Genomic DNA, 24,980 nt, shown 5'->3' on the forward strand with positions numbered 1-24,980 from the left:
CCTTACTTCAAACGTTAGGCTTCATAATAATTCGAGCATTTAATAAATATGAGCTACGCATCTTTTCTTTCAGTTATTTCACTAAACGTCATCTTAGGCTTATTAGCTTTATTTCTTTTACGAAAGAATGCATCCTACTTTTTAGGCTTTCAGTATTTTTACCAAATCCTGTTCTCTTTGTTAGCATCACTCATTTGCCCAACGTTTTTGCTGGCAGGTCACGGTGCAATCCCATTGCCCACATTAACTGCTATATCCATGCTGATATTAGGTAATGGCTCAGAGTATCAGTTTACATTTTCTGATCTTGGTCTCAAAAATAGCACTGGTTTGGTATGGCTAATGCCTGCTGCGGTTTGCTTTATTGCTGTATATTTAAGTTCTTGGTCAAAAATTAAAAAATAATGCCCATAGTCATGCATAACCCATCATTCAAGCGGGACGCCTAACGGCGCCCCTTAATTCAAACGTTGGACGTCAGATTTCGCGGCATCATTCAGATGTCAACACATGTAGGAGATGCAAATTATGAAACTAACTGGTGGTTGTCATTGCGGTGCCATTCGGCACGAAGTTGAAGGCGAGCCGCTGACTCATGCACTATGCCATTGCTCTGACTGTCGGCGGCACTCCGGAGCCCCGATGGTAGGATGGACCATGTATCCTCATGAGCCCATCAAGATTACGAAGGGCGGACCTAAGACTTACGAGTCATCGGAACACAGCAGACGGCAGTTTTGTCCAGACTGCGGGACAGGGCTTTTCTACTCGAATGCTTCTGTTCTACCGGGACTGATAGACGTTCAGAGCGCAACATACGATGAGCCAGATACCGTTCCAGTGCGAATTCATATTCAAGTTGCAGAGCGCATCAGTTGGATGGGGCATGCGCACGAATTGCCGAAGTGCGATCGCTATCCACCGATTGAATAGATAATATGACGCCAAAACTAGCAGTCAAGCGGACCTCTGCGAAAAACTCAGCAGCCTACTTTCACGTTAAACGACAGCTTTGTCCGCATAGCGGACGTTTGTAAGTAATCTTTCACTAGTTTCTCAACAAGAATTATTAAGTGTCTACTTTGAAATAATTCCAAGCAGCCATTTTGACTGGAGTACTCATGCAACAGACAAGCGCGAGTGTTTCGACCTACTTTAAGAGACAGTGATGAGCGTGAAAATTATCTGGCTTTGTCACCTTTAGTAGCTAAACCACCCCACCATAACTTATCGCGCTTAAAACTTTCTTAACTTCCTCTAGGCTAGATTCAGACTCAGCCATTGATATTGGAGTCGCACCTAAGGCAAAATTTTCTTTATGTAGCCATGCATCAGCCATAGTTTTAGTACCAAACGTTTCAATAGCAAGTATCTGCAATTCATCAATACGAAGTTCTAGCTCTGACTTTTTTGTCATCTCCAATCTCCTTAGAAATAAACTATAAAACAACTCATAATAAACTGTTCAATTATATTTTTAAAAACTGAAACCGATTTCATATATTAATAGCGTTTATGTCTCAGGATAGAGTTAGTTAATGCATTAGTTTAAAACTATCAATTAGTTGCTCACTAGATAATCCTTAAGTGGTTGAAGCTAATAATTGAAGCCTAGAAAGAACAATGACCGCATAAGCGGCCATTGCATGCAAGACTCTCTCAGTGCTTTCACACCTAGCCACTCCTGGTGACATCTAGTTTCATAGACGGCGCTACGTTTTTTCACTCGCTTTAACGTAGCCTTATAACGACAATAACATTTTATCAAAATATGTAAATATTTATTTTGTTTACATAGAACGAAGCGAACATTGAAATTAATACAATAGCTTTAAATCTTGAATAGTTTATGATTCCATCATTAACTTAGGCCTAAGTTATGATTCATTAGAACAACTCTACTAAGTTCAACGTAATTAAAAAATCAGCCATAGAAATATAAATTTATGTTTCCAAAATTAGTAGTAATAAGGTAATTCCTACACTCTTGTCAGTGGCAGCATAACTTTGTCACAAAGACAGCTTTATGCTTTCAAATCAATTATCCAAGTTTATGCTTGCAATAGATTTTTGAACAAAGATGGTCCGCTTTGGGGCTAAATTAGTCACGCCTATTTCATCGCTTCAAGAATAATTGAGGAAAATTCAGAAATCAGTGGCAACCGATCTAAATAAAAATTTGAAACATGAGGGATTACGACTCTTAAATTTCCCCTCCATGACAAAATACCCCTTCCCGTTCAGTCATAATTAGTTGGAACAATTAGTAGAAATTACGTCTCTCGGCAACATATTGGTTCAGTAAGATTCTGTGGCATTTATCTCTGATGCGTTAGTGTGTGAAAAGCATCGATGTATTACACGGCATCCGCGTTGTGAGAGATAATAGCGCCCACATCATTTTTGCACTATATTTTGGAAATATCACCATGGAAATTAAAGTCAACTTTCTCGATAAGCTACGTCTTGAAGCCAAGTTCGATGACTTCACGGTGATTGCTGATCAGCCTATTCGCTATAAAGGCGATGGCTCAGCTCCCGGGCCTTTTGATTATTTTTTGGCTTCATCAGCCTTATGTGCAGCTTATTTTGTGAAGTTATACTGCAGCACGCGTAATATCCCTACCGAAAATATCCGCCTTTCGCACAACAATATTGTTGACCCGGAAAACCGTTACCAGCAGATTTTCAAGATTCAAGTTGAGTTGCCAGCAGATATCTCTGACAAAGACCGCCAAGGGATTTTGCGCTCCATAGACCGTTGTACGGTGAAAAAAGTGGTGCAAGCTGGCCCTGAGTTTGTGATTGAAGAAGTCGCGAATCTGGACGAAGATGCGCAGGCGTTGCTGATGGTGAATCCATCTACTGATACACACACCTACATTACCGGCAAAGACTTACCTTTAGAACAAACCATCGCCAATATGTCGGGGCTGCTGGCGAACTTGGGCATTAAGATTGAAATCGCTTCTTGGCGCAATATCATTCCTAATGTGTGGTCATTGCATATCCGTGATGCGCACTCGCCTATGTGTTTTACCAATGGCAAAGGCGCCACCAAGGAAAGCGCCTTAGCGTCGGCATTGGGTGAATATATCGAGCGACTGAGCAACAACCATTTCTATGCTGGTTCATACTGGGGCGAAGATATCGCCAACGCGGCATTTGTACATTATCCCAACGAGCGCTGGTTTAAGCCGGGCCGCAAAGATGCACTGCCGAAAGAGATTCTGGATGAATACTGCTTGGAAATTTACAACCCTGATGGCGAGCTGCGCGGTTCGCATCTGGTCGACACCAACTCTGGCAATGCCGAGCGCGGTATCTGTTCGCTACCCTATGTGCGCCAGTCGGACGGCGAAATCGTCTACTTTCCATCCAACCTGATTGAAAACCTATATGTCAGCAACGGCATGAGTGCCGGTAATACACTAGCCGAAGCGCAGGTGCAATGCTTATCGGAGATTTTTGAACGGGCGGTCAAACGCGAAATTCTTGAAGGTGAAATCGCCTTGCCTGATGTCCCGCAGGAAGTGCTGGCGAAATACCCTAGTATTATGGCTGGCATTCAAGGCTTGGAAGAGCAAGGCTTTCCGGTGCTGGTAAAAGATGCGTCGCTGGGTGGGATCTACCCCGTGATGTGCGTCACTTTAATGAACCCGCGCACGGGCGGTGTGTTTGCCTCGTTCGGTGCGCACCCTTGTTTAGAAATAGCGCTGGAACGCAGCCTGACGGAATTATTACAGGGACGCAGTTTAGAAGGCCTGAACGACTTGCCGCAACCCACCTTTGCCAGTGAAGCCGTGACCGAGTCCAATAACTTTGTTGAACATTTTATTGATTCCAGCGGCATTGTTTCATGGCGCTTCTTCAGCGCAAAATCGGATTATGACTTTGTGGAGTGGGATTTCTCTGGCCAAGGTGAAAACTCGAATACTGATGAGGCTGCAACCTTGTTTGGCATTCTGGCAGAAATGGGCAAAGAAGCTTACGTGGCAGTTTATGACCAGTTAGGCGCGACGGCTTGTCGTATCTTGGTGCCAGGCTATTCGGAAGTGTATCCGGTAGAGGATTTGGTCTGGGACAACACCAATAAGGCGCTGTTGTTCCGTGCGGATATTCTGAATCTACATCAGTTAGACGATGCAAGCCTAGAAGTACTGCTTGAGCGTTTAGAAAATAACGAGCTGGATGATTACGGCGACATCGCCACCTTAATCGGCATCCAATTTGACGAGAATACGGACTGGGGCCAGCTCACAGTGCTGGAGTTGAAGCTACTCGTTAATCTCGCCTTGCAGCAATTTGAGGAGGCGCATGAATTGGTGGGTGCCTTCCTACAATACAACGACAACACGGTTGAGCGCGGATTGTTTTATCAGGCCTTGAATGTGGTGCTGGAGGTGTTGCTAGATGACGACCTGGAGTTGGATGACTACGTGGTTAACTTCCGCAGGATGTTTGGTCATGCCAGAATGGATGCCGCTATAGGCTCAACGGATGGCAGCGTACGATTCTACGGCCTGACGCCAACCAGTCTTAAATTAGAAGGGCTAGACAGACACCACCGCCTGATCGATAGCTACAGAAAATTGCATACAGCGCGCGCTAATATGGCTACTACAACCAGTTAGGCTATTATTAAATACACACGGAAATGAAAATATGCAATTAAATGAAATAGCTGAACTCGCGCTGAAAATTCGAGAAAAATACCATCTGTTGGAGAAAAAGCATCATGGGAGCGAATGGACTATTCAAGAAGATGCACTAGCTTTTCTAACTGATGCTAGCTTGGTCGGTCGTCTCACTATGTCACAGCAGGGACGTTGGCCATCTGGAGACGAAGACTTATCGCAACTCAAACACAAGCTTGGAGAAAGTGTCTGGTGGTTAATCGTTCTATCACAGCGAATGAACATTGACATTTGCGAGGTAGTGGAAACGTTTCTAAAGAATACAGAAGATAAGTTGAGTAATACTAAATAGTTTTTATGTTTATCAAAAGCCATGCGAATCAAAATTATTCCTAACCTATCATTCAAGCGGAACCTGTTAAAGCAGGCCCCTTAATTCAAACATTAGACACCAATCAAGGCATTGCTGCTAGACAAGCCTTACCCCAATGAAAAACGACTGATCAGTATTTATAACATTGGGAGCGACGCGGATCTTAATCGAAAGCGCTGCCACCACTACCGAAAACTGTTAAAGCAGCGTGCTGTGTGCTCAACTTAAATTTTAACGATAGCTAATTTGGTTGTTAGTTAGGCTTTGCAATTCTGTGCTTAATTATTTACTCAATTTATTTTTATTCTGCCAATTTTCAAGCGCTAATTCAGCAATTTCTAAAAGCTCATCTTTGCTGGTACCACTGGTTGCTTGTACTGACATGCCCTGATGTAATGTAGCCAAATACTTAGCTAGCGATTTAGGCTTTGCATCATCAGGTAAATCGCCATCGATTTTGGCTTTTTCAAAACGTAGCACTAATTGATGCTCGTAAGCATATCTATATTGAATCAATAAATCCTTCACCATATCAGCGCTTTCTCCACTGGATAATGCTGCCTGAACGATCATGCAACCTTTAGGATGATCTTTGGCAGTAAGGAATTCTGCGGCATTCAATAAAAAACGCTCAGCGACCTTGTAGGCTGTCGGTTCATTAATCACGTCTCGCACAAAGGCTACTGGACCTGACGTATATCTTGATAACGATTTCTTGAATAACTCTTCTTTGTTACCAAACGCGGCATATAAGCTAGGTTTATTTATCCCTAGCGTCTCAGTTAGCTCAGCCAGTGAGGCGCCTTCATAGCCTCTTTCCCAGAAAATGGCTAAAGCCTTATCAAGCGCTTCATCCATATCAAAAACTCTAGGCCGACCACGTAATTTTTTAACATTAATAGACATCGCTAAATTTCATAAATTAAATAACATACCAATTGTTACAAAAAAGTGTTGACAAAGCAAGTGGCGCTGTTTTATATTTATTTACCGATTGGTATTTAAATATAAATTTTATTCGTTTTTAATAAGTGAGGTTGTGATGAGTTCAATAGTAAATCAAGGTAAAGCATTAATTACTGGGGCATCAACTGGCATGGGTGCAGTGTATGCAGATAGACTTGCTAAGCGAGGATATGATCTGATTTTGGTATCTCGTGATGAGAACAAGTTAAATACCGTTGCTAGTAAAATAAAGTCTGATTACAAGGTCAATGTCACTGTCGTACCTGCTGATCTGACAATAAAATCAGAATTAGCACAGATAGAAAATCTGTTAAAGGCTGACAAAAGCATTACGCTGCTGGTCAACAATGCAGGGCTGGGTGCAGTAACTAAACTTGCGGAATCCAACATGGATGATATTGAGACGATGATTGCATTAAATGTCATCGCACTGACAAGACTTTCTGCCGCAATTGTGCCGGGGTTGATTGCAAATGCGCATGGTGCAATTATCAATATTGCCTCTATCGTTGCACTTGCTCCAGAGCTTTTAAATGGCGCGTACAGCGGCTCTAAGTCGTACGTCGTTAACTTCACACAATCAATGCACCATGAGCTTGCAGATAAAGGCATCAAAGTACAAGCCGTATTACCCGGTGCGATTGATACCCCATTCTGGGATAAAAGTGGATTACCAGTGAATAATCTACCTGCTCAAATAGTGATGAGCCCAGAAAATTTAGTGGATGCAGCACTGGCAGGATTTGATTTAGGCGAAGTGATTACCATCCCATCACTACCCAACATCGAAGAATGGTATGCATTAGATAATGCCCGCAAAGCACTTGGGCCAAACTTATCACACACTCAAGCAGCTAGTCGCTACCAAGCTTAGATATGCACTTTGCAGCACAGTTGATTACATCAACTGTGCTGTATTCATTAAATCAACCCGATTGACGGACTTTCTCAAAATGAAAGGCCATGACTTAGCAAACACTTAAGCACTAAGCTGAGGTCATCGACAACTTTGGATGCGCCTCACGAATGGGTAGATTTACCAACGCAGCAATGACAGCAAGTGCAATATCTGCGTACCACATCCATGCGTAACTACCGCTTTGCACGAATGTGACTCCCCCCAACCATGCTCCAAAAAAACCGCCAATCTGGTGGCTAAGTAGCGCAAATCCAAACAACGTAGCGAGATAGCGCGGGCCGAATAACTTTCCAATTAATCCAGCGGTAGGAGGCACCGTCGCCAACCAGGTGAACCCTAGTATGGCTGCAAAAATATAAAAGGTGAGTTCTGTTTTAGGTGCAATCAGGTAGATAGCGATGGCTAGAGCACGTGAAGCATACATCCAGAACAGTATCATTTTCATACGCTTAACTTGCCCTAGTAAGCCAGCGGCAATGCTACCGGCTACGTTTGATAAGCCAATAATGGCAAGTGACACAGCCCCCACCGATGCTGGCAAGCCGCATAGACTTACCTCACCAGGCAGATGTGTCACCAAAAAAGCAATGTGAAAGCCGCAGGTGAAGAACCCTACATTCAAGCAGAGGTAACTCACATCTTTAAAAGCAATCTGCAGTTGCTGTTTCAAGCCCATCCCATCGGCCTGTGCGGCTACACGTTTATCCGTGATATCTTTTTTTTCGCGTAGCGGCAGCGCTAATAGAATGGTGGTCAGCGATGTAGCTGCCAACACAAATATAGCGATAACCCAGTTAAATGAACTAATTAAAGCCTGCGTAAAGGGCGCAAATATAAATTGTCCGAATGAGCCACCGGCGTTGATAAATCCGGCGGCCTTAGAGCGGCCTTCTGCTGGCAATCGCTGCGCTGCGGCACCAATCAAAATCGAGAAGCTTCCGGCACCTGCACCCGCAGCGGTCAGGATGCCGATTGCGAACATCAAACCGAAACCGGAACGCATGAATGGCGTCAGCACCAAGCCCATAGCCAGCAGTAAAGTGCCTAATACGATAACTTTATAAGAGCCAACTTTATCGGCGAGCATACCAAAGAGTGGCTGCGCCAGACCCCATGTAAACTGGGCGACGGCCATTGCAAAACTTACCGTCACAATACCCAAGCCAGTAGCGGTGTTTAATGGTGATAAAAACAGCCCTAATGACTGTCGTATCCCCATCGTAACAGCCAGAATTGCGGCAGCTGATATTACTAGTGTCCAGAATGTACGTTGTGCGGTCATAAAAATATCATGAGTTTAATAAATGAGAGTTTACATCAGCTCTCCGCTTTCATTGATTGAGGTCTGTGATAAAGATTATGGTGCATAGCGATCTTCATAGAACTTGCTGAATGTTCATTACGACATGCAAACGATAATTCAGCCAGCTCACCTACCTGCCATTACGCTTTATTTCACTACTATGCTTGCTAAACCCAACCTGATTTTGGCTGCCAAAAACTACAAAGGCCTGCTTCTAATAAGAAGCAGGCCTTTCTTTTAATCCCAACACATAAAATAGCGACTAACCGTTACATGCTAACATCATGAAAGATGCATTTAACCAAAGCAGTCTATCGTTATTAACTGGATTATCACTCACTGATTTTCTTTAGATTATCTAAACCACCACGATATACGCCAGTAATAGTTTTAGTTGCGGTTTCATCATCTTGATCTTTTGCAGGATTAGTATTCAAATCTTTACGCTTAAAGTCACCACGCCATACTACGATTGATTTGTCAGCACCGTCTGCTTTCACGATAACGCTGGACACATAATTACTTACCGGTAAAACACCATCAATAATGGCATACTTAAAGGTCATATGCTTATCGCTAAACGCCAATAATTTTTCATTGATCTTCCCACCGTCTTGCAGTGTTAATTGGCGCACAGCTCCTTTTTTATTGTTTGCTCCTGAAGTAATTTCTGTTTTAGCAACGGCAGGGTGCCAAGCGCCCAGATCATTAAAGTTATGTACTTTCTCCCAAACTTTAGCTGCTGGTGCGTTAATTGTTACACTTTCAGTGACGGTAAGCTTTTTTGCATCCGCAGCAAAAGTATTGAAAGACATACCAAGTATTAAAGACGACACAACAAGACTTAATTTCATTTTTAACCCCTAAATTAATAATCGTTCACTGGTTTAACTTTAAAAGTAGCTTAACTACTTGCTGATATGAGCATTAATTTTCACTAAAGTTCACCATTTTTATACAGATCTGTATATACTTTTCATGTGTATAAAAAAACCGCCTGATTGTGAGTATCAGCAGTGGATATAAAATGCAGCTTTTACGAGTATAAATTACTTATTAAATCAGCCAATTACATGCATATAGATTTGCTGGCAATCCAATCCTGAGCCTTGTGTTTAAGCCACGATTTTTAACCAATTTGTGAAATGACAGAACAAGTCGTCAATTCAATTGTCAACTAAATGTAAATTTAATCACAGCTACTATTTAAACCGTTACGAATCAAAATATTACAAAGGGTAATATGGGAAAACTTGTTCAGATTATCTATATCAGCCGTTCAACTTTTGAAAGTGCAGATAAAGTAAATAAGATAGAACCAAGCGTGGTGAGAATTCTGGCGAAATCTAGAATTAATAACCGTAAAAATGGCTTAGTTGGTGTAATGTATTTTGGCGACGGTGCATTCTTTCAATGTCTGGAAGGCGATGAGGACGCAATTAATACGCTTTTTGCCAAAATCGAAAAAGACCCTCGTCATAAAGACCTTAAGTTGATTTCCAGAAAGCCTATTTCAAAACTGTCTTTTCCGGATTGGGCGATGAAATATGCGCCTCTTGATGAAAAAATGGGTAAATTCCTGAAAGAGAATGGATACCAGACTTTTGATCCTTACGCATTTGTTCCAGCAATGACAGAGAAAGTCTTGGGGCTGTTAATTGACGCATACGATCCGACCATAGCGCTAGAGTCAGACACCACAAGTGTGACCCAACCGGCGACATCGCAACTAAATGGTTATAAAAAGCTAATCATGTTAGCTTTATTCTTTTCTATAAGTGCATTTGCTTTCTCTGTGGTAGCACTGATGACTGTTCGTGGCACAATTTAAAAATATAAAAATTATATAGTTAGCATAGGGGATAAAATTTAATGATGGAAATTAAACCATTTGAGCCTGTTGGCTGCAAAGAATGTCGAGACCCAGAAAAACTAGGGATCCAGTTCACCATGGCTTTTCAACCAATAGTGAATGTGCGCGATAAAACTATCTTTGGGTATGAAGCGTTAGTGAGAGGCATCAATGGTGAAGGTGCAGAGTCTGTACTTTCACAGCTCAATGACAGCAACCGATATAAATTCGATCAGGCAATTCGCGTGAAGGCGCTGGATCTAGCAAAGAAACTAAACCTGCAAGGAATGCTGAGTATCAACTTTCTGCCTAATGCAGTCTATCGCCCAGAAACCTGTATTAGGGCAACCCTTGAAGCTGCCGCAGAATTAGACTTCCCCACTGACCGCATTATGTTTGAGGTCACCGAAGGAGAAAAAGTTAAAGACCATAATCATCTAAAAAATATCTTTATTGAATATAAAAAACAAAACTTCACGACGGCTATCGATGATTTTGGCGCAGGTTACGCGGGGCTGAACCTTCTCGCTGATTGGCAGCCTGATGTCATCAAATTGGATATGTCGTTAACAAGAAATATCCACAATGACCGAGTTCGCAGGTCTTTAGTGTTTGGCATTATTACGGTATGTAGAGAGTTATCGATCAAAATCATTGCCGAAGGCATTGAGTGTGAAGAGGAATGTAAAACCTTGTTTGAACAAGGGGTGGATTTATTTCAGGGCTATCATTTTGCCAGACCCGGTTTTGAATCGTTGCCTTCAATTAGAGAAGAGGCATGGTTATGATAGTCTCTATATTCATTAACACGATATTGCCTTGCTTTTGATTTAAACAGGTATGACTGATTTAAACAGCAATGCGCATCTAGGCTTGGCAATGCCAGTAGAAACCAAAACGCTACTTTTTCAGGTGGCGCTGGATCAGTCGTACAACTCTGTCGTGATTACCGATGCTAACACCAAAGGTGACGGCCCCCGCATCATTTATGCTAATCCTTCATTTGAAAAAATGACCGGCTATACCTTATGTGAACTCATTGGCAAGTCTCCTAAAATTCTGCAAGGCCCACTCACTGATCAACGAGTGATAGAAGAAATGCGGTTATGCATACAAAGTGGAACGTTTTTTGAAGGCTCTGCAATTAATTACAATAAAAATGGCGCCCCTTACAATGTAGAGTGGTCTATATCGCCAATTAAGGATCAATCTGGCGTCATACAAAATTTCATTTCTGTACAAAGAAACGTCACCACTTTAATCGCAGTTCAGCAAAAACGCAGTCTGCTTGCCAAAGCCCTCAATGACACACCAGATTGCGTCATGATTACGGATATACAAAATAGAATTATATTTGTGAACATCGGTTTTGAACAATTAACCGGCTATAAGCAAGATGAAGTACTCGGAAAAGAGCCATCCTTTTTATGGGGTAGCAAACCAGAGACTGCGCCTGACAATATAGAGTCACGACTATCTAACCTACACTTCCAATCGCATGCGCCTAATTTACGTAAAGATGGATCAAAATTTCATGTCGATCAAAGTATGGCCAACATTCAGGACGACGCTGGAAAAGTCACGCATTATGTAAGCTTCAGCAAAGACTCTACTGACAGACTGAAACAGGAGCTTGAGCTAAAAGATATGGCATCCACAGATGCTTTGACTGGCCTGCTCAACAGACGAGCTGGTGAGCAATTGCTCAAGCAGTATGATGATATGACACAACCGGCTAACAATATGCTTTGCTTGATTATGCTGGATATTGATAACTTTAAAAAAATAAATGACACTTTCGGACACGTTATCGGCGATCAGGCACTAAAGTCTTGCAGCCAATTGTTAAAAAGTGAAGCGAGAGCCACAGATAGTGTTATTCGCTGGGGTGGTGAGGAGTTTTTAATTGTCGTATCGAACTCAACCCTTAAGGCTACTTTAAACTTTGCAGAGCGAATCAGAAAAAGTTTTGAGCTAAATAATGAAAGTACTGTAGGTTTTGTAACAGCATCCTTTGGCGTCGCCCAAATGCTAACAGGAGAAAGCACCGCAAGCCTGCTTAACCGTGCAGACAAAGCTTTATACAAAGCTAAACTGGAGGGTAGAAATTGTGTTAAATGTGCCAAGCAGCCGATACTATTCTAGAGGCTAGCCTATCATTCTGCAGCACCTCTTTGCCCAACTTTGTGCGCACCAAAATAGATAACTGGCAGTGTGCGTAACGTTTAACAGTTAACCAATGACTTAATATTACAATACAGAGTAACACCATACATTATGGTGTTGGTTTAAGTGATGACGACTTCGCCATATTGGGTGTTTTTATATTTGGTACAAACTATAACCCACTGTTTTATACATGAGAGCACCTGCCCAACCATCAAGTGGGCAGGGTGTTTTGACAGTTAAAAGCTTCTGGATAGTGAAAATACGTAGCGTGAATCTACAATCTGATGGTTGGAAGAAAACCCATAAAAATCATGATGCCCCTCTTTGATATTGGTATCGTGATAACGCAAGTCTACGTTATAACCAAACATCTTACGGCTAACACCGATATTCCAGTGCACCCAATTTAGCTCCTCTTTGCCATTGCCGTTTGCATCCAAGTTAGGGCCATGGTTATTAAAGAACTGATACCCTACACCGCCAGAGACTACAAACTTATGTGGCAGTGCATAGCTTGGCAGAATGGCAACATTGTGAGACTGTAGCCCTTTAACGCCAAACCAGTCAGTAATCGTCGGTGAGTATTCAAACTTAAGATTCAAGTTACCAATTTGCGTATCTAGGTAGTTAAACATCTCAAGATAATTTGAATCTCTGGAGCCGGGGTAGATGTATTGAAAAAACATACCATTGTAGTTAATGCCGCTACCCGCAATATCCTTAACGCTGTAGCCAGCATAGGGGCCCCACAGCGCATTGATATGTGGATTATTATGGGCTGCATCATTGCCGGGGAATAAGTTATTTGCTCCGTAATACCCTAAATAAAAACCACTAGGATGTGACCAGGTGATCGCGGCTTTTAACGAAGGGATTTTGCCGTCATTGGTTTCAGACTCCCCACGAAACACATAATCGGAAGCAAACTCAACCCAAGTGGTGAATTTGCCGCCCAATAGTGTTTCATCATCTAAAAAATCATCAAATGCGTTGGACTCTTTTGCAGCTTTTACAGGGCCTGTTTCTACAGGTCCAGTTTCATCTTTTGGTCTATCTCCGCCTGCAGCTAAGGCATTTACAGATAAAACCATACTCACCATGAGCAAGCTCACGGTTTTTAATATACGTGTGTACATTATTCTCTCCTAAGTTGTGATGTGGCCTTACAGCTTTTTTATAGTTATTGCTGTACAGGTCGGCAGGTGGTGCCTTTTGTAGGAACCATGCGGTTAGCTAGGTCCAGTTTGGGTGGGTCAACATAAGTAACAGCAGACTGTACGGCCGGGTAAGTGATAGTTACTTGCTCAGGTACATTTCGCGCTTCAGCATTTTTGGTGCCACGCGTTGTGTTGTATGGGTCATCAAATGCGCCATATTCACCAGGCTGCATTTTGTAAGTAACGGTATTTTTACCTACACCAGCATTTGCCATATATTTGTTCGCATCATTCCAATCTCTGCCATCAAGATTGCTATAAAACTTAATGTCTACTAATACTGCATCGCAAAGTGGGGTCACTTCTTCATACTGGGTCGGCCAGCCTGAGCCACCGCTAGTTTTAGGGTAACGCCCCCAATCGCCGCCTTTGAATGGGCAAGCACCACCGCCACCAAATGCTGCGCGGTTTGGGTGATGTACACCATAGATAGGCAGGCCAACTGGCTGCCCGATTTCGCCATTCTCCAAGTGGAACCTAGGTTGTGCTGTCACCGTGGTTTTTAACTTTAAGCCCTCATTTTTTATACTGTCGTAATAAGGGCCATCAGGTCGCACATAACGTAAATCATTATTATCTTTATTGTCATATACCGCTGTCACAAAAAGATAAGGCTTATTAAAGAACGGGCGCTCCACCAAGTAGTATTCAACATTGGTTTTATTGGCATCAACAGCCTCCCACTTCACATGGAGATTGTCCTGTCCTTTTTTCCCAACATTAATCCAGGAGCGCGCATCCGATAATTGATTTAACCTAAGCACATTGGTGTAGTTTTCTTTTACGTCCAAGCCTGCGCGTTTACCAAGCGGGCCAATTTTGTTAGCCCCCGGTTGGTTAAACGCAAAATTCATCGCCTGTTTGGCATATGGATAGTCGTTTTCAGACATGGTGCAATAAAAGTTAGGCAGTTCAATAGGCTCGTGCTTTGCGTACTTACCTTTATATTTAGGATGGCTGATAGGTAAATCAATAAAGTTTAGCTGGCCATCTTTACCCAGTTTCTCATCCGGGTATTTATAGCCAGACCAGCTTTCCTCCGGCAAATAAGCGCTGTAGTCACTTTCGATTTTTGCTAAGTTTTCTTTAGCAGCTAAATCGGCAGTTGCGGGTAATCCGCTCGCACCTTTTTTAAGGTACTCACGGACTGTACCGTTTTCTTGCACACGCCACAGACCATGCTTACCTTCACCGATCATCGTCAGCACTTGCTCCGCCACCGTCACAAAGCGATAGGTATAGTTGGTACTCATATACCCTGTATAAAACGGCAGATGCGGAATCTGAGAATGGGTCTTGTTCGGGCGACCCGTTCCTAGTAAAGCCTTTTGCGCATCGTCATCTTTAATGTTCTGATCACTAGTATAAAAGAACGGGTCGCCCTGTGTCAGATCGGTAAGATTAATACTTTCATCTGCCTGGGTGCCAAATGATGCAATGTAGAGGGATGCAAACAATGGCATTGCATAAGTTGATAGTTTTTTCATTTCGCTCTCCTTGGAGCTTTCTGGTTCAACTGAAATTAATTAACTATTGAATATTAAGCGCCGTCAATTTCACGTTGACCACAGATAAATCCTAAACCTGAGCTTTCTGTGCTAAAAGTGATGGTTGAACCTTTAGGGAAGAACAACACATCACCAGGTACCGCTTTAACTTTGGTGGTACCATCATTTACCGTCATTTCACCTTTGATAATGATTTTAGCCTCATCGTAACCGTATGTGTAAGTTAATGAATTTCCTTTTTCAATCTTAAATAAACCGCATGCAATCGGTGCTTTCGGGTCGCTAGAGGCAACGATATCCTGCAAGTAGGCATTGGTGCCTTTAATGTCCATGGATTTAATTTTCATGCGTGAGGCATTTTTAAAATATTCCATTTTTTTGCTGCCCGCAGGTACCTCTACGCCGTGCGCCATTAATGCAGCACCATAAGAAACAGCTAAAGTTGCTATCAAACCACTTAATAAATATGACTTTTTCATGTCCATCTCCAATATTAAAAATTAATGTTTCAATTAAGAAAGATCGCTCTTTCATTGGAGATATCTTATTTGTTAATAGAGTGTACAAACATGACAAAAAACCCCTATAAAAATCAAAAAAACTAAATATTTTTGTAATAAAACTGTGAATCAATATTGTTTAATAGTTTGTCTAATCATTAAAAATTAGGAGTAAGATATAAATAGGCAGTCTACTGCTAACTAGAGTTCTTTAAGGCGTAAGTGATTGAACTTGTTCAATTATAAAGATGAGCCGCCATCTAAGCGGTTATTGAAACAGCACTTCATTGATGCTAACAGAGGCGCCTTTCCGCAAGATACGCTTAACTGTGTTGCGCACTTGATTTTGGTGATTGAAAGCCCGGATGAAATGATGTCGGTGGCGTTGGAATTTATCGTCAAAAAACTCGAAGCGTGCCGTGCAGATATTGGCTTTGTCAGGCCACAAGACAGTATTTACAGGCCTGCTTTTATTTATTACAACGCAAGCTCAAGTCCGCTGAACTGCACTGGAACAGTGTATTCCAACCAAGACAGAGTGTTCCAGAAAACCTGGCATCAGCGCCTGCCAGTTGCTTGTGACAATGTAACCTCGAGCCCGCTGCTACTCGATTCCAGGAAAAAATTCGAGTCGATTCAGAGCAAGTCTATTTTATTTCAAAGATTAGTGTGGGATAGAAGCCCGCTCGGCATGGCGTGTATTGATTTTACGCATGAGCCTCATTTTTGGACACAAACTGAAATCGAATTTGTCGCAGAATTCTGCGAAACTTTTTTAGGACCTTTACTAGGCATTAGCCATTTTTGGCACGACCCTAAAAAATACCAGCTCGTCAAAAAACCTACTGAGTCCGAGCTAATTGCAATCAAACTTGCAGCAAAAGGCATGAGCTATAAACAAATTGCAAATGAATTAGGTAAGTCTGTGCGCACCATTGAGAACCAACTCAGAAGCGCCCGAGATACGCTAAATGCAGCAAATCAAGCAGAGTTAATTACCAAATGCTCAATCTGGCTTTAGGCTAGCTCACTCAGAAACTGTGGTCTTAGTTCTGCTTGTGCCAGATCTAAAAATGCACGTAGCTTAGGCGGCATAAAGCGCTGCTTTGGGTACACCAGATGAACGGGGTCAGCTTTACCTTGCCAGTCAGGGAGAACCCTTAATAAATCCCCCCTATTCACTCCTTGTTTGCAGATAAAAGCAGGCAATAGTGCTATGCCCTGCCCATTTTCTGTCATCGATTTAACGACGCCAATACTGTTTGCCATGGTGCGTGCCTGTAATGGAATGGTCATGCTGCTGTACTCACTCCTCAAGGTCCAGGCATCGCGCCCCATGGGAGTAAACTGCAAGCAATGGTGTGCATGTATGTCTTGTGGCTCCTCTAATGGCGCTGCTTTTTTTAAATACTCATGACTGGCAAATAGCTCCCAATGTATCGTACCTAATGATTTTGCAATCAGGCTGGAGTCGCGTAAGTCACCTGTACGAATTGCAACATCGACCCCCTCCGCCACGAGATCTATATAGCGGTCGGTCAGTAGCAACTCCACCTCCAATTCAGGAAATTCTCGCTGTGTACGCTGTATCAGGTTAGCTAGCAGACTATCACCAAGGTCAGCAGGTGCTGTCACTTTCAGTTTGCCTTGAGGTTGCTTGCGCGCCTCGTCGACGGCAGCTTCTGCCTCCAGCAAATAGCTCAGCCCCTGCGAGGCATGATGATAATAAACAGTGCCAGCTTCAGTCAGGCTTAGCCTTCTGGTAGTACGTTGCAACAGCGTAATACCAAGCCGCTTTTCTAATCTGGATATTCTGGTACTTACGGTTGAGGTAGGCAGCCCAACCTGCCTAGCTGCCGCACTAAAACTGCCAGCCTGTACAACCTTTACAAACACCGCTGATTCGTTGAAATCCATAATTGTTCATTTAAATGAAAAGTAATTTCACATTTAACCATCTAGTGTTTGATTTGTCATGTGTTTATAGTGGTAATCATCGTAACGCAGTACAAAAATCAAGGAAAAACATCATGAAAAAACTAGCTTTTATTAAACGCAGCAACGGTAATCACTGGGTAGGTGATGGCTTCCCTGTGCAAAGCATTTTTTCTTACCGCGACATCTATGAAGAAATGTCACCGTTCCTACTGATGGATTACGCAGGCCCAACTAATTTTGAGCCAACAGAGCAACGCCGTGGTGTAGGCAAGCATCCACACCGCGGTTTCGAAACAGTCACCATCGTCTACGACGGTCAAGTGTCACACCATGACTCAACCAATGCAGGTGGCACTATCGGCGCAGGTGATGTGCAATGGATGACCGCCGGTTCCGGCATTATCCATGAGGAATATCACGGTGATGACTATGCCCACACTGGCGGACCTTTCGAAATGATACAACTCTGGGTCAACCTGCCAGCTAAACATAAGATGACCAGCCCTGGCTATCAAGGCATTACCAGCGCACAAATACCAGAAATTAAACTGGCTGGTGACGCAGGCAAAGTGCGCGTAATTGCAGGTGAGTTCGCAGGGCAAAAAGGACCAGCGCATACCTTCAGTAGCATGAATGTATGGGATATCAGATTGAATGCCGGCAGTACAACGACATTTAACTTGCCAGAAGGTCATACCACTGCCTTATTCGTATTGCATGGTGCGATAGGGACTGGGGATGTACACACTATCCAGCCATCTGAGCTTGCGGTCATGCAGCGTGAAGGCACAGAACTGGTGTTGGAAGCACAGCAAGACACAGTGCTGCTGTTATTAAACGGGGCACCGCTGAATGAACCAGTGGTTGGCCATGGCCCTTTTGTCATGAACACCTGGGAGGAAATCAATCAGGCTGTTGATGACTACAACAATGGTCGCTTTGCAGTAGCGGCATAAAAACAATACAAAACTTTAATTTCAAATTATTTATTGAGGAGTAATACCATGAACAAACCATACGTACGTCTAGACCGCGATAACGCAGTAGTGTTACTAGTAGATCACCAAGCAGGCCTGTTATCTTTAGTGCGTGATATTGAGCCAGACCGCTTTAAGAACAATGTGTTGGCACTAGCAGATGCTGCTAAGTACTTTAAGTTACCAACCATCTTAACCACGAGCTTTGAGAATGGCCCGAACGGTCCGTTGATGCCAGAGTTGAAAGCGATGTTCCCAGATGCACCATTCATTCCACGTCCAGGTCAAATCAATGCGTGGGATAACGAAGATTTTGTGAAAGCGATTAAAGCCACAGGTAAGAAGCAATTGATTATTGCTGGTGTGGTGACTGAGGTATGCGTGGCGTTCCCGGCATTGGCTGCGATTGAAGAGGGGTTTGAGGTGTTTGTGGTGGCGGATGCTTCCGGTACGTTTAATGAAATGACACGTGATGCGGCATGGCAACGCATGGCAGCAGCTGGTGCGCAATTTATGACATGGTTCGGTGTGGCTTGTGAGTTACATCGTGACTGGCGTAATGATGTGGAAGGTTTGGCAACTTTGTTATCTAACCATATCCCGGATTACCGTAATCTGATTACTTCTTTTAACGCGCAAAGCGGTAGTAAATAACTGCAATAAATAATTATAAATATCCCCAGGACGCTACTTTGAATCTTGGGGATAACATTTACCAGGGATAATAAGCATGACTTTCACATTAGACACCGAACAAACTGCTACCGTTGTCATTTCGCACCATGTAAGAGATGACGTTAAGCTCGATTATGAAGCGTGGTTAAACGAGATTATTCCAGTTTCTAAAAGTTACCCTGGACACTTAGGTGTTAGCATCGTACATCCTGTAGCTGGAGCCACAGTCACCTATACGATAATTATTCGTTTTGATACGCGCAAAAACCTGCTGACATGGATGAAGTCAGGCGATAGAAAAAATCTGATTAAAAAAGTACAGCCGTACCTGGTAGAAGATGATAAATTTTTTGTGCGTAGTGGTCTGGATTTTTGGTTCACGCCAGAAGAGGCGAAAGCCAAGCTACCAACAAAGTGGAAGCAATTGCTAATGACCTGGTCAGCAATTTTCCCATTAGTGTTAGCGATGTCTGCAGTTATCGATTGGCTAGCAACTAGCGCCCACATTCCCCTGGGTCATGAGTTAAAAGTATTGAGCACGACGTTTCTGGTGGTATTGATGATGGTGTATGTAGTCATGCCGCGCTACACTAAGTTGGTACATAAATGGCTATTTAGCTAGCACTCAGAGCCAATCTGTATACAATAAACAGCCATGAATTCATCTAATATAAATCTAGTGCACTTCCCTGCTGTCATTAAACTGTATGCAGATGATGAGTTGCTATTCATAGCCAATAGCTCAGATTTTGAGAACAATGCAGCCCTCAACAACATGTACTTCCAAGTGCAGGATATGCTGATTGATAAGCTCGGCCATGTGTTCAAACTCCACAAAACTGAGCGGCTCGCATTATCAACCACCAACGATGTCATGCAACTTGATGAGGTGATTCAATTGATTCAACTGCATCTATCAAATCATGGTGCATGCTGCGTATCCAAATTTTCAGCGCATTCGATTGAAGACGCGTTTAACTGCCTTTAATCCGGCACCACAGTGAACATACTAGGTAAGACAAATACCCTGTTTTTAAAACTTTATCTGGTCGTTAAATTTAATTGAACTATAAAGTTGATCGCACGGTAAGTTTGGTTGCACTATTGTTTTGATTAACGTAACATTAATTACATGAATGATTTACCTAAAATCAATAAAGCAGGTGGCAAGCGCGAGGGTGCGGGCCGCAAGATTGGTTCTGGGAAATTTCGTGAACAAACCTCCGTGCTTAGAATCCCCACAAGCCAAGCAACTGTTATTAAAGACTTCCTGGCTGCTTACCAACGAAAAAGAATGATGACCGATTTAGACGTAGTAACACAATTTGAATTACCCGCCTTAGTAACGCAATCAATGAAATTGCCATTATTTAGCTCTAAAGTATCCGCAGGATTACCCAGCCCGGCTGAAGACCATTTAGAACAAAGGCTAGACCCTAATGACTTCTTGATTGATAAGAAAGACAGTACATTTTTTGTAACGATTCAAGGTTACTCCATGGTCGACATAGGCTTATTACCAGGCGATAAAGCCGTGGTTGACCGCGCTAAAATTGCCTCTATCGGCGATATTGTCTTAGCGGTAATTGACGGTGAATTTACCATCAAAACATTAAGCCGCACCAAAGAAGGTAATATCCGCCTACTTCCCGCAAACTCATCTGCGGACTATGCGCCTATTAATATCACAGAGGAAATGAACTTCGAGGTTTGGGGGGTGGTAACAGGCTCTTTCCGGCGCTTTAAATAAAGCAACGACCAAACATAACCCAGTAAAACCAACTGACGATTACCTTGCTTTGATTACTCCACAATTTCTGTGGGTAAAGTTGTGGGATGGATGGGCACAGCGTGATTAAGTCACTGCTTTCAATCACCTTATTTATTTAGAGGCATTATTAGACAGCATGCACCCCAATACTCCTATTAATCGTGAATTTCTCGACCAGCGCGCAGGTGCGACCTTGGTGGAGTTTGGCGCAACGTGGTGCGGCCATTGCCAAGCAGCTCAAGCAAACATCGGGGCAGCCATCAACGCTTACCCGAATATCCACCATATTAAGATTGAAGATGGCAAAGGTCAGCGCTTGGGCCGAACTTACGCGGTGAAGCTTTGGCCGACACTCATATTGTTACAAGACGGTGTAGAAATTGAACGACTAGTGCGTCCACTCAGTAAAACATCCATTACCGCAGCCTTAGCTAAGCTTAAATAACACGCACGCACCAACTTGCATTCCGGACAACGGATAGCAAACCAGAACGCACCACATTTAAGCACTTAGCCATCAAGGCTTTAGGCAACAAAACTTGGTTAAACCATAAAGAACTGTATGGCGACAGCAGTGGGAACGACAAACACCGCAACGACAAACACTGCAGTGAAGATAAAGCGTATGACTTGGTCGGCATCTAGCACTACATCGAGCGCGACATCATCATATTGTTGGTATGTGTACATTTAAATCTCCTTAAGAAACTTTTGGTTTCCTGTTTATTACAAGTGAAGTAGGTAACTTCAATAACTTGCTTTATATAGTGGGTAACTATAGGCAAGTATTATGTCATATAAATGACAAAGGGAGCCTAAGCTCCCTCAATCTATTGCAAATACTGCTAGTACTAAAATAATTAAGTGCAAACAATAATTATTTGTTCATAACGTACATAGTAACTTCAAAGCCAAAACGCATTTCAGTAGCTGCTGGTGTTGTCCACATAATTATTCTCCTAAGTGTTTGTTTGAACTGACGATCTGTCTTGTTCGAATGGTTCCATTATGCACCAGTGCAGAGAAATAACACTGTCACTGTTCATGAATAACAGCTACGTAAAATCATGAACAACTAAAACTATATAGAAAACTGCCTATGCTTACGATGCACCAACGTAAAAAAACAAGCTAATCATATAATAATCAACGAGTTAATTGTAAATCAACAACGAGTTACGATGCGCAGATACGGCACATATCAAATTTTAAGATAAAAAAAGACCTCTCTTACGAGAGGTCTTTTTAATGTTTTGGTGCCCAGGGCCGGAATCGAACCGGCACGCCTCGCGGCGCGGGATTTTGAGTCCCGTGCGTCTACCAATTCCGCCACCTGGGCCTCTTGGAATTATACATTCCTGTATAATTGCGATTTCGCTATTATAGCAAGCTATGAGCCATATGAAAACCCAAGATTTCGATTTTTATTTACCTTCTTCATTAATTGCACAACATCCCTCCTCAGAACGCACTGCCAGCCGCATGTTATACCTCAATAGCGCAAGCAGTGAATTAACGGATAAACAGTTTTTAGACTTTCCTGATTTCTTCAAGGCCGGCGATTTACTCATTTTTAATGACACCCGCGTGATTAAGGCTCGCCTGTTCGGAAATAAACACTCTGGCGGCAGTGTTGAAGTATTGATTGAACGGGTGATTAATCAAAATACTGCCTATGCACATGTACGTGCATCGCGTGCGCCTAAAGTTGGTAGCCGCATCACGCTTAGCGAAGCATTTGATGTGGAAGTCACTGCTCGCCACGACGATTTATTCGAGCTGCATTTTTTAAGCGAAGATTCAGTGTTTGAATTACTTGAGCAACATGGTGCATTGCCTTTACCACCTTATATTACCCACGGCGCCACAGACCATGATGAGGAGCGCTATCAAACCGTATACGCAAAACACTTGGGGGCCGTGGCTGCGCCTACCGCAGGTTTACACTTTAGCACCGAGATTCTAGAGCAGCTTCAGGCAAAAGGTGTGAATATCGCTTACGTAACGCTGCACGTAGGCGCTGGTACGTTCCAGCCTGTGCGGGTAGATAACGTGGCAGACCATAAAATGCACAGCGAGTTATTTCATGTACCTCAAGAGACAGTGGCACTCATTGAAACAACCAAAGCGAATGGTGGCATCGTCACTGCAATTGGCACCACCGCAATGCGCGCCTTGGAGAGCGCCGCAAGAAGTGGAAAATTGGCCGCAGGCGAAGGCGACACCGATATTTTCATTACACCAGGGTACCGCTTTAACGTGGTTGACCGCCTGCTGACCAACTTTCATCTACCTAAAAGCACCTTACTCATGCTAGTCTCTGCATTTGCAGGCACCGACAACATCAGGAAGGCTTATGCTCATGCTGTAGAGGGAGAGTATCGTTTCTTTAGTTATGGCGATGCCATGCTGATAGAGAAACTACAAGCAGCATAAAAAAACATAAGCATGATTGCTTGAACTATATTGAACAAAAACCAGCATCACTTGGACTAATTGACACTTAACCGTTTGAAGAAATAGAGAAAAAATGCGCGCACTCACCCTACTCATTCCGATTGCCCTAATCACGCTAGCATCCACCGCTAATGCGGAGATCTTACCTGAGGCAGAAGTTGGCATTAAAATTCCGATGGTAAAAAAGCCAACCACGCGCCCATTTACCGTAGCGCATATCCCGGGTTTTAAGCGCTATTACATTGCAGATGGCGGCTTAGCGCCTATGGGCAGCGAAACAGAAGCGCCTTATTCAAAATCACAGATCCATGCTTATGACGAAGATGGCAAATATGTAAACTCTTCACGCCCAGGCTACGATAACCGCTCAATTTATTACAACAGCAACACGCACCAACTGGAAACCATTACCTACAACATCTCCAGTGATTTAGGCTTTGCGCCTAACTCGGGCATCTTCTCGATTCATTTAACCGAGGCTGGTGACCTGAAAGACTCATCTGATGAGATTTCACAATTCAACCCTGCTTTTGGTGATTCAGCCACCATCCCAAGCTACGATGCTGAGCATAAACGCTACTATGCAAAACAAGCGCATGGTAACAATGTCTTTATTGTGGACCCAAACAGCAGAGAAAAAACTGGGGTGATCACATTAGAGCTGGACAAAGCCGGTGCCGCACATGATGACGTGAGTGACTCATTTATTGCTTACACTGCAGTAAAAGGGGAAGAGTTTGCTTTGCTCGATGTAGACCATAAAACTGTATTAATGTTTGATATTACAGGTAAATTCGTAGGTAAATCCGCACTACCTAAAACACTCAAATTACGTGCTAACAACCACTACACCGGTTTGGGTTACGCCAACCAAATGTTATTTTTGTTCCATGAGCCAGAAGGTGAGTTTGGCACCTACTATGGCTTTAAAATACAAAAATAATAGGTAATATTTGCAACAAAGCCTAGCAAATACCCATTAAAAAACCGCCTGAAGGCGGTTTTTTAATTAATCACTGCTGGTTAATTAGTGGCAGTACCAGTTAAATATTTATAAGCGCTGTTAACTTAAATATTTTTGGGTGTCACTGACCAGCGGTTAGGCGTGTAATCCCAGTTTTTACGCCAAGCACCAAGGATTAAATTTGGATACTCAGGCTTACCCAAACTACCATTGTAACGCCCCAAAGCTCGGTATAAATCCCCGCGTTCAATATCTACATAGTGCCTTAAAATTGTGCAGCCATAACGTAGGTTAGTACGCAGCAAAAACAAGTTATGGTCGTTAGCACCTATGCTACGCACCCAAAATGGCATCACTTGCATAAAACCACGTGCACCGACCGAGGAAACTGCATATTTTTTAAAACCACTCTCCACTTGAATCAGGCCCAATACCATTTGCGGGTCTAAACCCGCGCGGCTGGCTTCATAATGCACTGTGCGCAAGAAGTCTTCTCGATACTGTTGGTCTGGCATGCGCTTTTGCAGACGCTGCGACATTTCACTCAACCAGGCTTGGCCTTCTTCTTTAGTAGCAAAGGTCAGCGTAGGGACAGCGCGGTCACTTACACTACGCTGCATCAGTGCTTTCACGCTATTAGAAAGCGGCTCTTCGATCTGCGAGCCAGCGTAACTCATGTGAGGCACTAGAGCACCTAACAACATCAGCAAGCTAATTCGTAGTTTTTTGAGCACGCAAACTCCCTAATGCAATC

28 protein-coding genes and 1 tRNA gene are annotated in these 24,980 nt (G+C 43.0%); 17 read left to right on the plus strand and 12 right to left on the minus strand.

The window, feature by feature from the left end:
• Positions 1-48 precede the first annotated feature (48 nt).
• Positions 49-405 carry a hypothetical protein gene (locus C3Y98_RS07425; RefSeq protein ID WP_135277790.1) on the plus strand — a complete coding sequence of 119 codons (357 nt, stop codon included), beginning with the start codon at positions 49-51 and terminating at the stop codon, positions 403-405.
• A 123-nt stretch (positions 406-528) separates the two neighbouring features.
• Positions 529-933, plus strand: coding sequence for a GFA family protein (locus tag C3Y98_RS12940; protein WP_135277792.1), 405 nt, complete (start codon positions 529-531; stop codon positions 931-933).
• A 274-nt stretch (positions 934-1,207) separates the two neighbouring features.
• Here the strand turns inward: C3Y98_RS12940 and C3Y98_RS07435 are convergent, their stop codons facing one another.
• Positions 1,208-1,417, minus strand: coding sequence for an MbcA/ParS/Xre antitoxin family protein (locus tag C3Y98_RS07435; RefSeq protein WP_135277794.1), 210 nt, complete (start codon positions 1,415-1,417; stop codon positions 1,208-1,210).
• Between the two features lie 1,012 nt (positions 1,418-2,429).
• Between C3Y98_RS07435 and C3Y98_RS07440 the strand changes: the two genes are divergently transcribed.
• Both C3Y98_RS07440 and C3Y98_RS07445 read left to right on the plus strand, forming a co-directional pair.
• The gene (locus tag C3Y98_RS07440; RefSeq protein WP_135278003.1) at positions 2,430-4,634 is read left to right on the plus strand and encodes an OsmC domain/YcaO domain-containing protein; all 2,205 of its coding nucleotides are present in this window, start codon (positions 2,430-2,432) and stop codon (positions 4,632-4,634) included.
• A 31-nt stretch (positions 4,635-4,665) separates the two neighbouring features.
• Positions 4,666-4,989 (plus strand): nucleoside triphosphate pyrophosphohydrolase family protein, encoded by a 324-nt coding sequence (locus tag C3Y98_RS07445; RefSeq protein ID WP_135277796.1) that lies wholly within the window; start codon positions 4,666-4,668, stop codon positions 4,987-4,989.
• A gap of 303 nt (positions 4,990-5,292) precedes the next feature.
• Here the strand turns inward: C3Y98_RS07445 and C3Y98_RS07450 are convergent, their stop codons facing one another.
• Positions 5,293-5,916 carry a TetR/AcrR family transcriptional regulator gene (locus C3Y98_RS07450; RefSeq protein WP_135277798.1) on the minus strand — a complete coding sequence of 208 codons (624 nt, stop codon included), beginning with the start codon at positions 5,914-5,916 and terminating at the stop codon, positions 5,293-5,295.
• Between the two features lie 136 nt (positions 5,917-6,052).
• Here C3Y98_RS07450 and C3Y98_RS07455 point away from each other — a divergent pair, with 136 nt between their 5' ends.
• Positions 6,053-6,850 carry an SDR family NAD(P)-dependent oxidoreductase gene (locus C3Y98_RS07455; protein ID WP_135277800.1) on the plus strand — a complete coding sequence of 266 codons (798 nt, stop codon included), beginning with the start codon at positions 6,053-6,055 and terminating at the stop codon, positions 6,848-6,850.
• A gap of 112 nt (positions 6,851-6,962) precedes the next feature.
• Here the strand turns inward: C3Y98_RS07455 and C3Y98_RS07460 are convergent, their stop codons facing one another.
• Together C3Y98_RS07460 and C3Y98_RS07465 are read right to left on the minus strand one after the other, a co-directional pair.
• Positions 6,963-8,177 carry an MFS transporter gene (locus tag C3Y98_RS07460; protein ID WP_135277802.1) on the minus strand — a complete coding sequence of 405 codons (1,215 nt, stop codon included), beginning with the start codon at positions 8,175-8,177 and terminating at the stop codon, positions 6,963-6,965.
• Positions 8,178-8,530: 353 nt separating this feature from the next.
• Complete coding sequence (locus C3Y98_RS07465; RefSeq protein ID WP_135277804.1) at positions 8,531-9,052, minus strand: SRPBCC family protein; 522 nt, start codon at positions 9,050-9,052, stop codon at positions 8,531-8,533.
• Between the two features lie 389 nt (positions 9,053-9,441).
• Here C3Y98_RS07465 and C3Y98_RS07470 point away from each other — a divergent pair, with 389 nt between their 5' ends.
• The 3 genes from C3Y98_RS07470 to C3Y98_RS07480 are packed head-to-tail and all read left to right on the plus strand — an operon-like array spanning position 9,442 to position 12,195.
• Positions 9,442-10,029 carry a BLUF domain-containing protein gene (locus tag C3Y98_RS07470; protein WP_135277806.1) on the plus strand — a complete coding sequence of 196 codons (588 nt, stop codon included), beginning with the start codon at positions 9,442-9,444 and terminating at the stop codon, positions 10,027-10,029.
• Positions 10,030-10,070: 41 nt separating this feature from the next.
• A complete protein-coding gene (locus C3Y98_RS07475) occupies positions 10,071-10,838 on the plus strand; it encodes an EAL domain-containing protein (protein ID WP_135277808.1) in 768 nt (255 codons plus the stop codon).
• 52 nt (positions 10,839-10,890) lie between these two features.
• Positions 10,891-12,195, plus strand: coding sequence for a sensor domain-containing diguanylate cyclase (locus C3Y98_RS07480; RefSeq protein ID WP_135277810.1), 1,305 nt, complete (start codon positions 10,891-10,893; stop codon positions 12,193-12,195).
• Between the two features lie 260 nt (positions 12,196-12,455).
• Here the strand turns inward: C3Y98_RS07480 and C3Y98_RS07485 are convergent, their stop codons facing one another.
• From C3Y98_RS07485 to C3Y98_RS07495, 3 genes are read right to left on the minus strand one after another with little or no spacing between them, the layout of a single operon-like run.
• Positions 12,456-13,355 (minus strand): TorF family putative porin, encoded by a 900-nt coding sequence (locus C3Y98_RS07485; protein ID WP_135277812.1) that lies wholly within the window; start codon positions 13,353-13,355, stop codon positions 12,456-12,458.
• 44 nt (positions 13,356-13,399) lie between these two features.
• A complete protein-coding gene (locus C3Y98_RS07490; RefSeq protein WP_209308769.1) occupies positions 13,400-14,923 on the minus strand; it encodes a hypothetical protein in 1,524 nt (507 codons plus the stop codon).
• 53 nt (positions 14,924-14,976) lie between these two features.
• A complete protein-coding gene (locus C3Y98_RS07495) occupies positions 14,977-15,423 on the minus strand; it encodes a cupin domain-containing protein (RefSeq protein WP_135277814.1) in 447 nt (148 codons plus the stop codon).
• Positions 15,424-15,670: 247 nt separating this feature from the next.
• Between C3Y98_RS07495 and C3Y98_RS07500 the strand changes: the two genes are divergently transcribed.
• Positions 15,671-16,465: a sigma factor-like helix-turn-helix DNA-binding protein gene (locus tag C3Y98_RS07500; protein ID WP_135277816.1), complete on the plus strand. Its 795-nt coding sequence runs from the start codon at positions 15,671-15,673 to the stop codon at positions 16,463-16,465.
• On the opposite strand, the gene C3Y98_RS07505 is transcribed toward C3Y98_RS07500, so the two are convergent.
• A complete protein-coding gene (locus C3Y98_RS07505; RefSeq protein ID WP_135277818.1) occupies positions 16,462-17,361 on the minus strand; it encodes a LysR family transcriptional regulator in 900 nt (299 codons plus the stop codon). The two genes, C3Y98_RS07500 and C3Y98_RS07505, sit on opposite strands and share 4 nt — an antisense overlap.
• Positions 17,362-17,474: 113 nt before the next feature.
• Between C3Y98_RS07505 and C3Y98_RS07510 the strand changes: the two genes are divergently transcribed.
• The 6 genes from C3Y98_RS07510 to C3Y98_RS07535 all read left to right on the plus strand — a co-directional run bounded on the left by C3Y98_RS07510 (position 17,475) and on the right by C3Y98_RS07535 (position 21,250).
• The gene (locus C3Y98_RS07510) at positions 17,475-18,338 is read left to right on the plus strand and encodes a pirin family protein (protein WP_135277820.1); all 864 of its coding nucleotides are present in this window, start codon (positions 17,475-17,477) and stop codon (positions 18,336-18,338) included.
• A 48-nt stretch (positions 18,339-18,386) separates the two neighbouring features.
• The gene (gene ycaC / locus C3Y98_RS07515) at positions 18,387-19,013 is read left to right on the plus strand and encodes an isochorismate family cysteine hydrolase YcaC (protein WP_135277822.1); all 627 of its coding nucleotides are present in this window, start codon (positions 18,387-18,389) and stop codon (positions 19,011-19,013) included.
• Positions 19,014-19,089: 76 nt separating this feature from the next.
• On the plus strand, positions 19,090-19,656 hold the full coding sequence (locus C3Y98_RS07520) for a putative antibiotic biosynthesis monooxygenase (RefSeq protein WP_135277824.1): 567 nt from the start codon (positions 19,090-19,092) through the stop codon (positions 19,654-19,656).
• A gap of 33 nt (positions 19,657-19,689) precedes the next feature.
• Complete coding sequence (locus C3Y98_RS07525) at positions 19,690-20,022, plus strand: DUF4144 family protein (protein ID WP_135277826.1); 333 nt, start codon at positions 19,690-19,692, stop codon at positions 20,020-20,022.
• A 144-nt stretch (positions 20,023-20,166) separates the two neighbouring features.
• The gene (locus C3Y98_RS07530; RefSeq protein WP_135277828.1) at positions 20,167-20,784 is read left to right on the plus strand and encodes a LexA family protein; all 618 of its coding nucleotides are present in this window, start codon (positions 20,167-20,169) and stop codon (positions 20,782-20,784) included.
• Between the two features lie 157 nt (positions 20,785-20,941).
• Positions 20,942-21,250 carry a thioredoxin family protein gene (locus C3Y98_RS07535; protein WP_135277830.1) on the plus strand — a complete coding sequence of 103 codons (309 nt, stop codon included), beginning with the start codon at positions 20,942-20,944 and terminating at the stop codon, positions 21,248-21,250.
• A 98-nt stretch (positions 21,251-21,348) separates the two neighbouring features.
• Here C3Y98_RS07535 and C3Y98_RS12770 read toward each other — a convergent pair whose 3' ends face one another.
• From C3Y98_RS12770 to C3Y98_RS07545, 3 genes are all read right to left on the minus strand, one after another.
• Positions 21,349-21,495, minus strand: coding sequence for a hypothetical protein (locus tag C3Y98_RS12770; protein WP_167759920.1), 147 nt, complete (start codon positions 21,493-21,495; stop codon positions 21,349-21,351).
• A gap of 187 nt (positions 21,496-21,682) precedes the next feature.
• Entirely contained in the window at positions 21,683-21,754 is a 72-nt protein-coding gene (gene pqqA / locus C3Y98_RS12910) for a pyrroloquinoline quinone precursor peptide PqqA (protein ID WP_012777389.1), read from the minus strand.
• 305 nt (positions 21,755-22,059) lie between these two features.
• A tRNA-Leu gene (locus C3Y98_RS07545) sits at positions 22,060-22,144 on the minus strand.
• A 62-nt stretch (positions 22,145-22,206) separates the two neighbouring features.
• On the opposite strand from C3Y98_RS07545, the gene queA reads away from it, so the two are divergent.
• Together queA and C3Y98_RS07555 are read left to right on the plus strand one after the other, a co-directional pair.
• Positions 22,207-23,241, plus strand: a complete 1,035-nt coding sequence (gene queA / locus C3Y98_RS07550) for a tRNA preQ1(34) S-adenosylmethionine ribosyltransferase-isomerase QueA (RefSeq protein ID WP_135277832.1) — start codon at positions 22,207-22,209, stop codon at positions 23,239-23,241.
• A gap of 94 nt (positions 23,242-23,335) precedes the next feature.
• A complete protein-coding gene (locus tag C3Y98_RS07555) occupies positions 23,336-24,205 on the plus strand; it encodes a hypothetical protein (RefSeq protein ID WP_135277834.1) in 870 nt (289 codons plus the stop codon).
• Between the two features lie 125 nt (positions 24,206-24,330).
• Here the strand turns inward: C3Y98_RS07555 and C3Y98_RS07560 are convergent, their stop codons facing one another.
• On the minus strand, positions 24,331-24,930 hold the full coding sequence (locus tag C3Y98_RS07560) for a lytic transglycosylase domain-containing protein (protein WP_135278005.1): 600 nt from the start codon (positions 24,928-24,930) through the stop codon (positions 24,331-24,333).
• Positions 24,931-24,980 lie beyond the last annotated feature (50 nt).

The organism is Methylotenera oryzisoli (assembly GCF_004661485.1).
In the GTDB taxonomy this organism is placed as follows: Bacteria; Pseudomonadota; Gammaproteobacteria; order Burkholderiales; family Methylophilaceae; genus Methylotenera; species Methylotenera oryzisoli.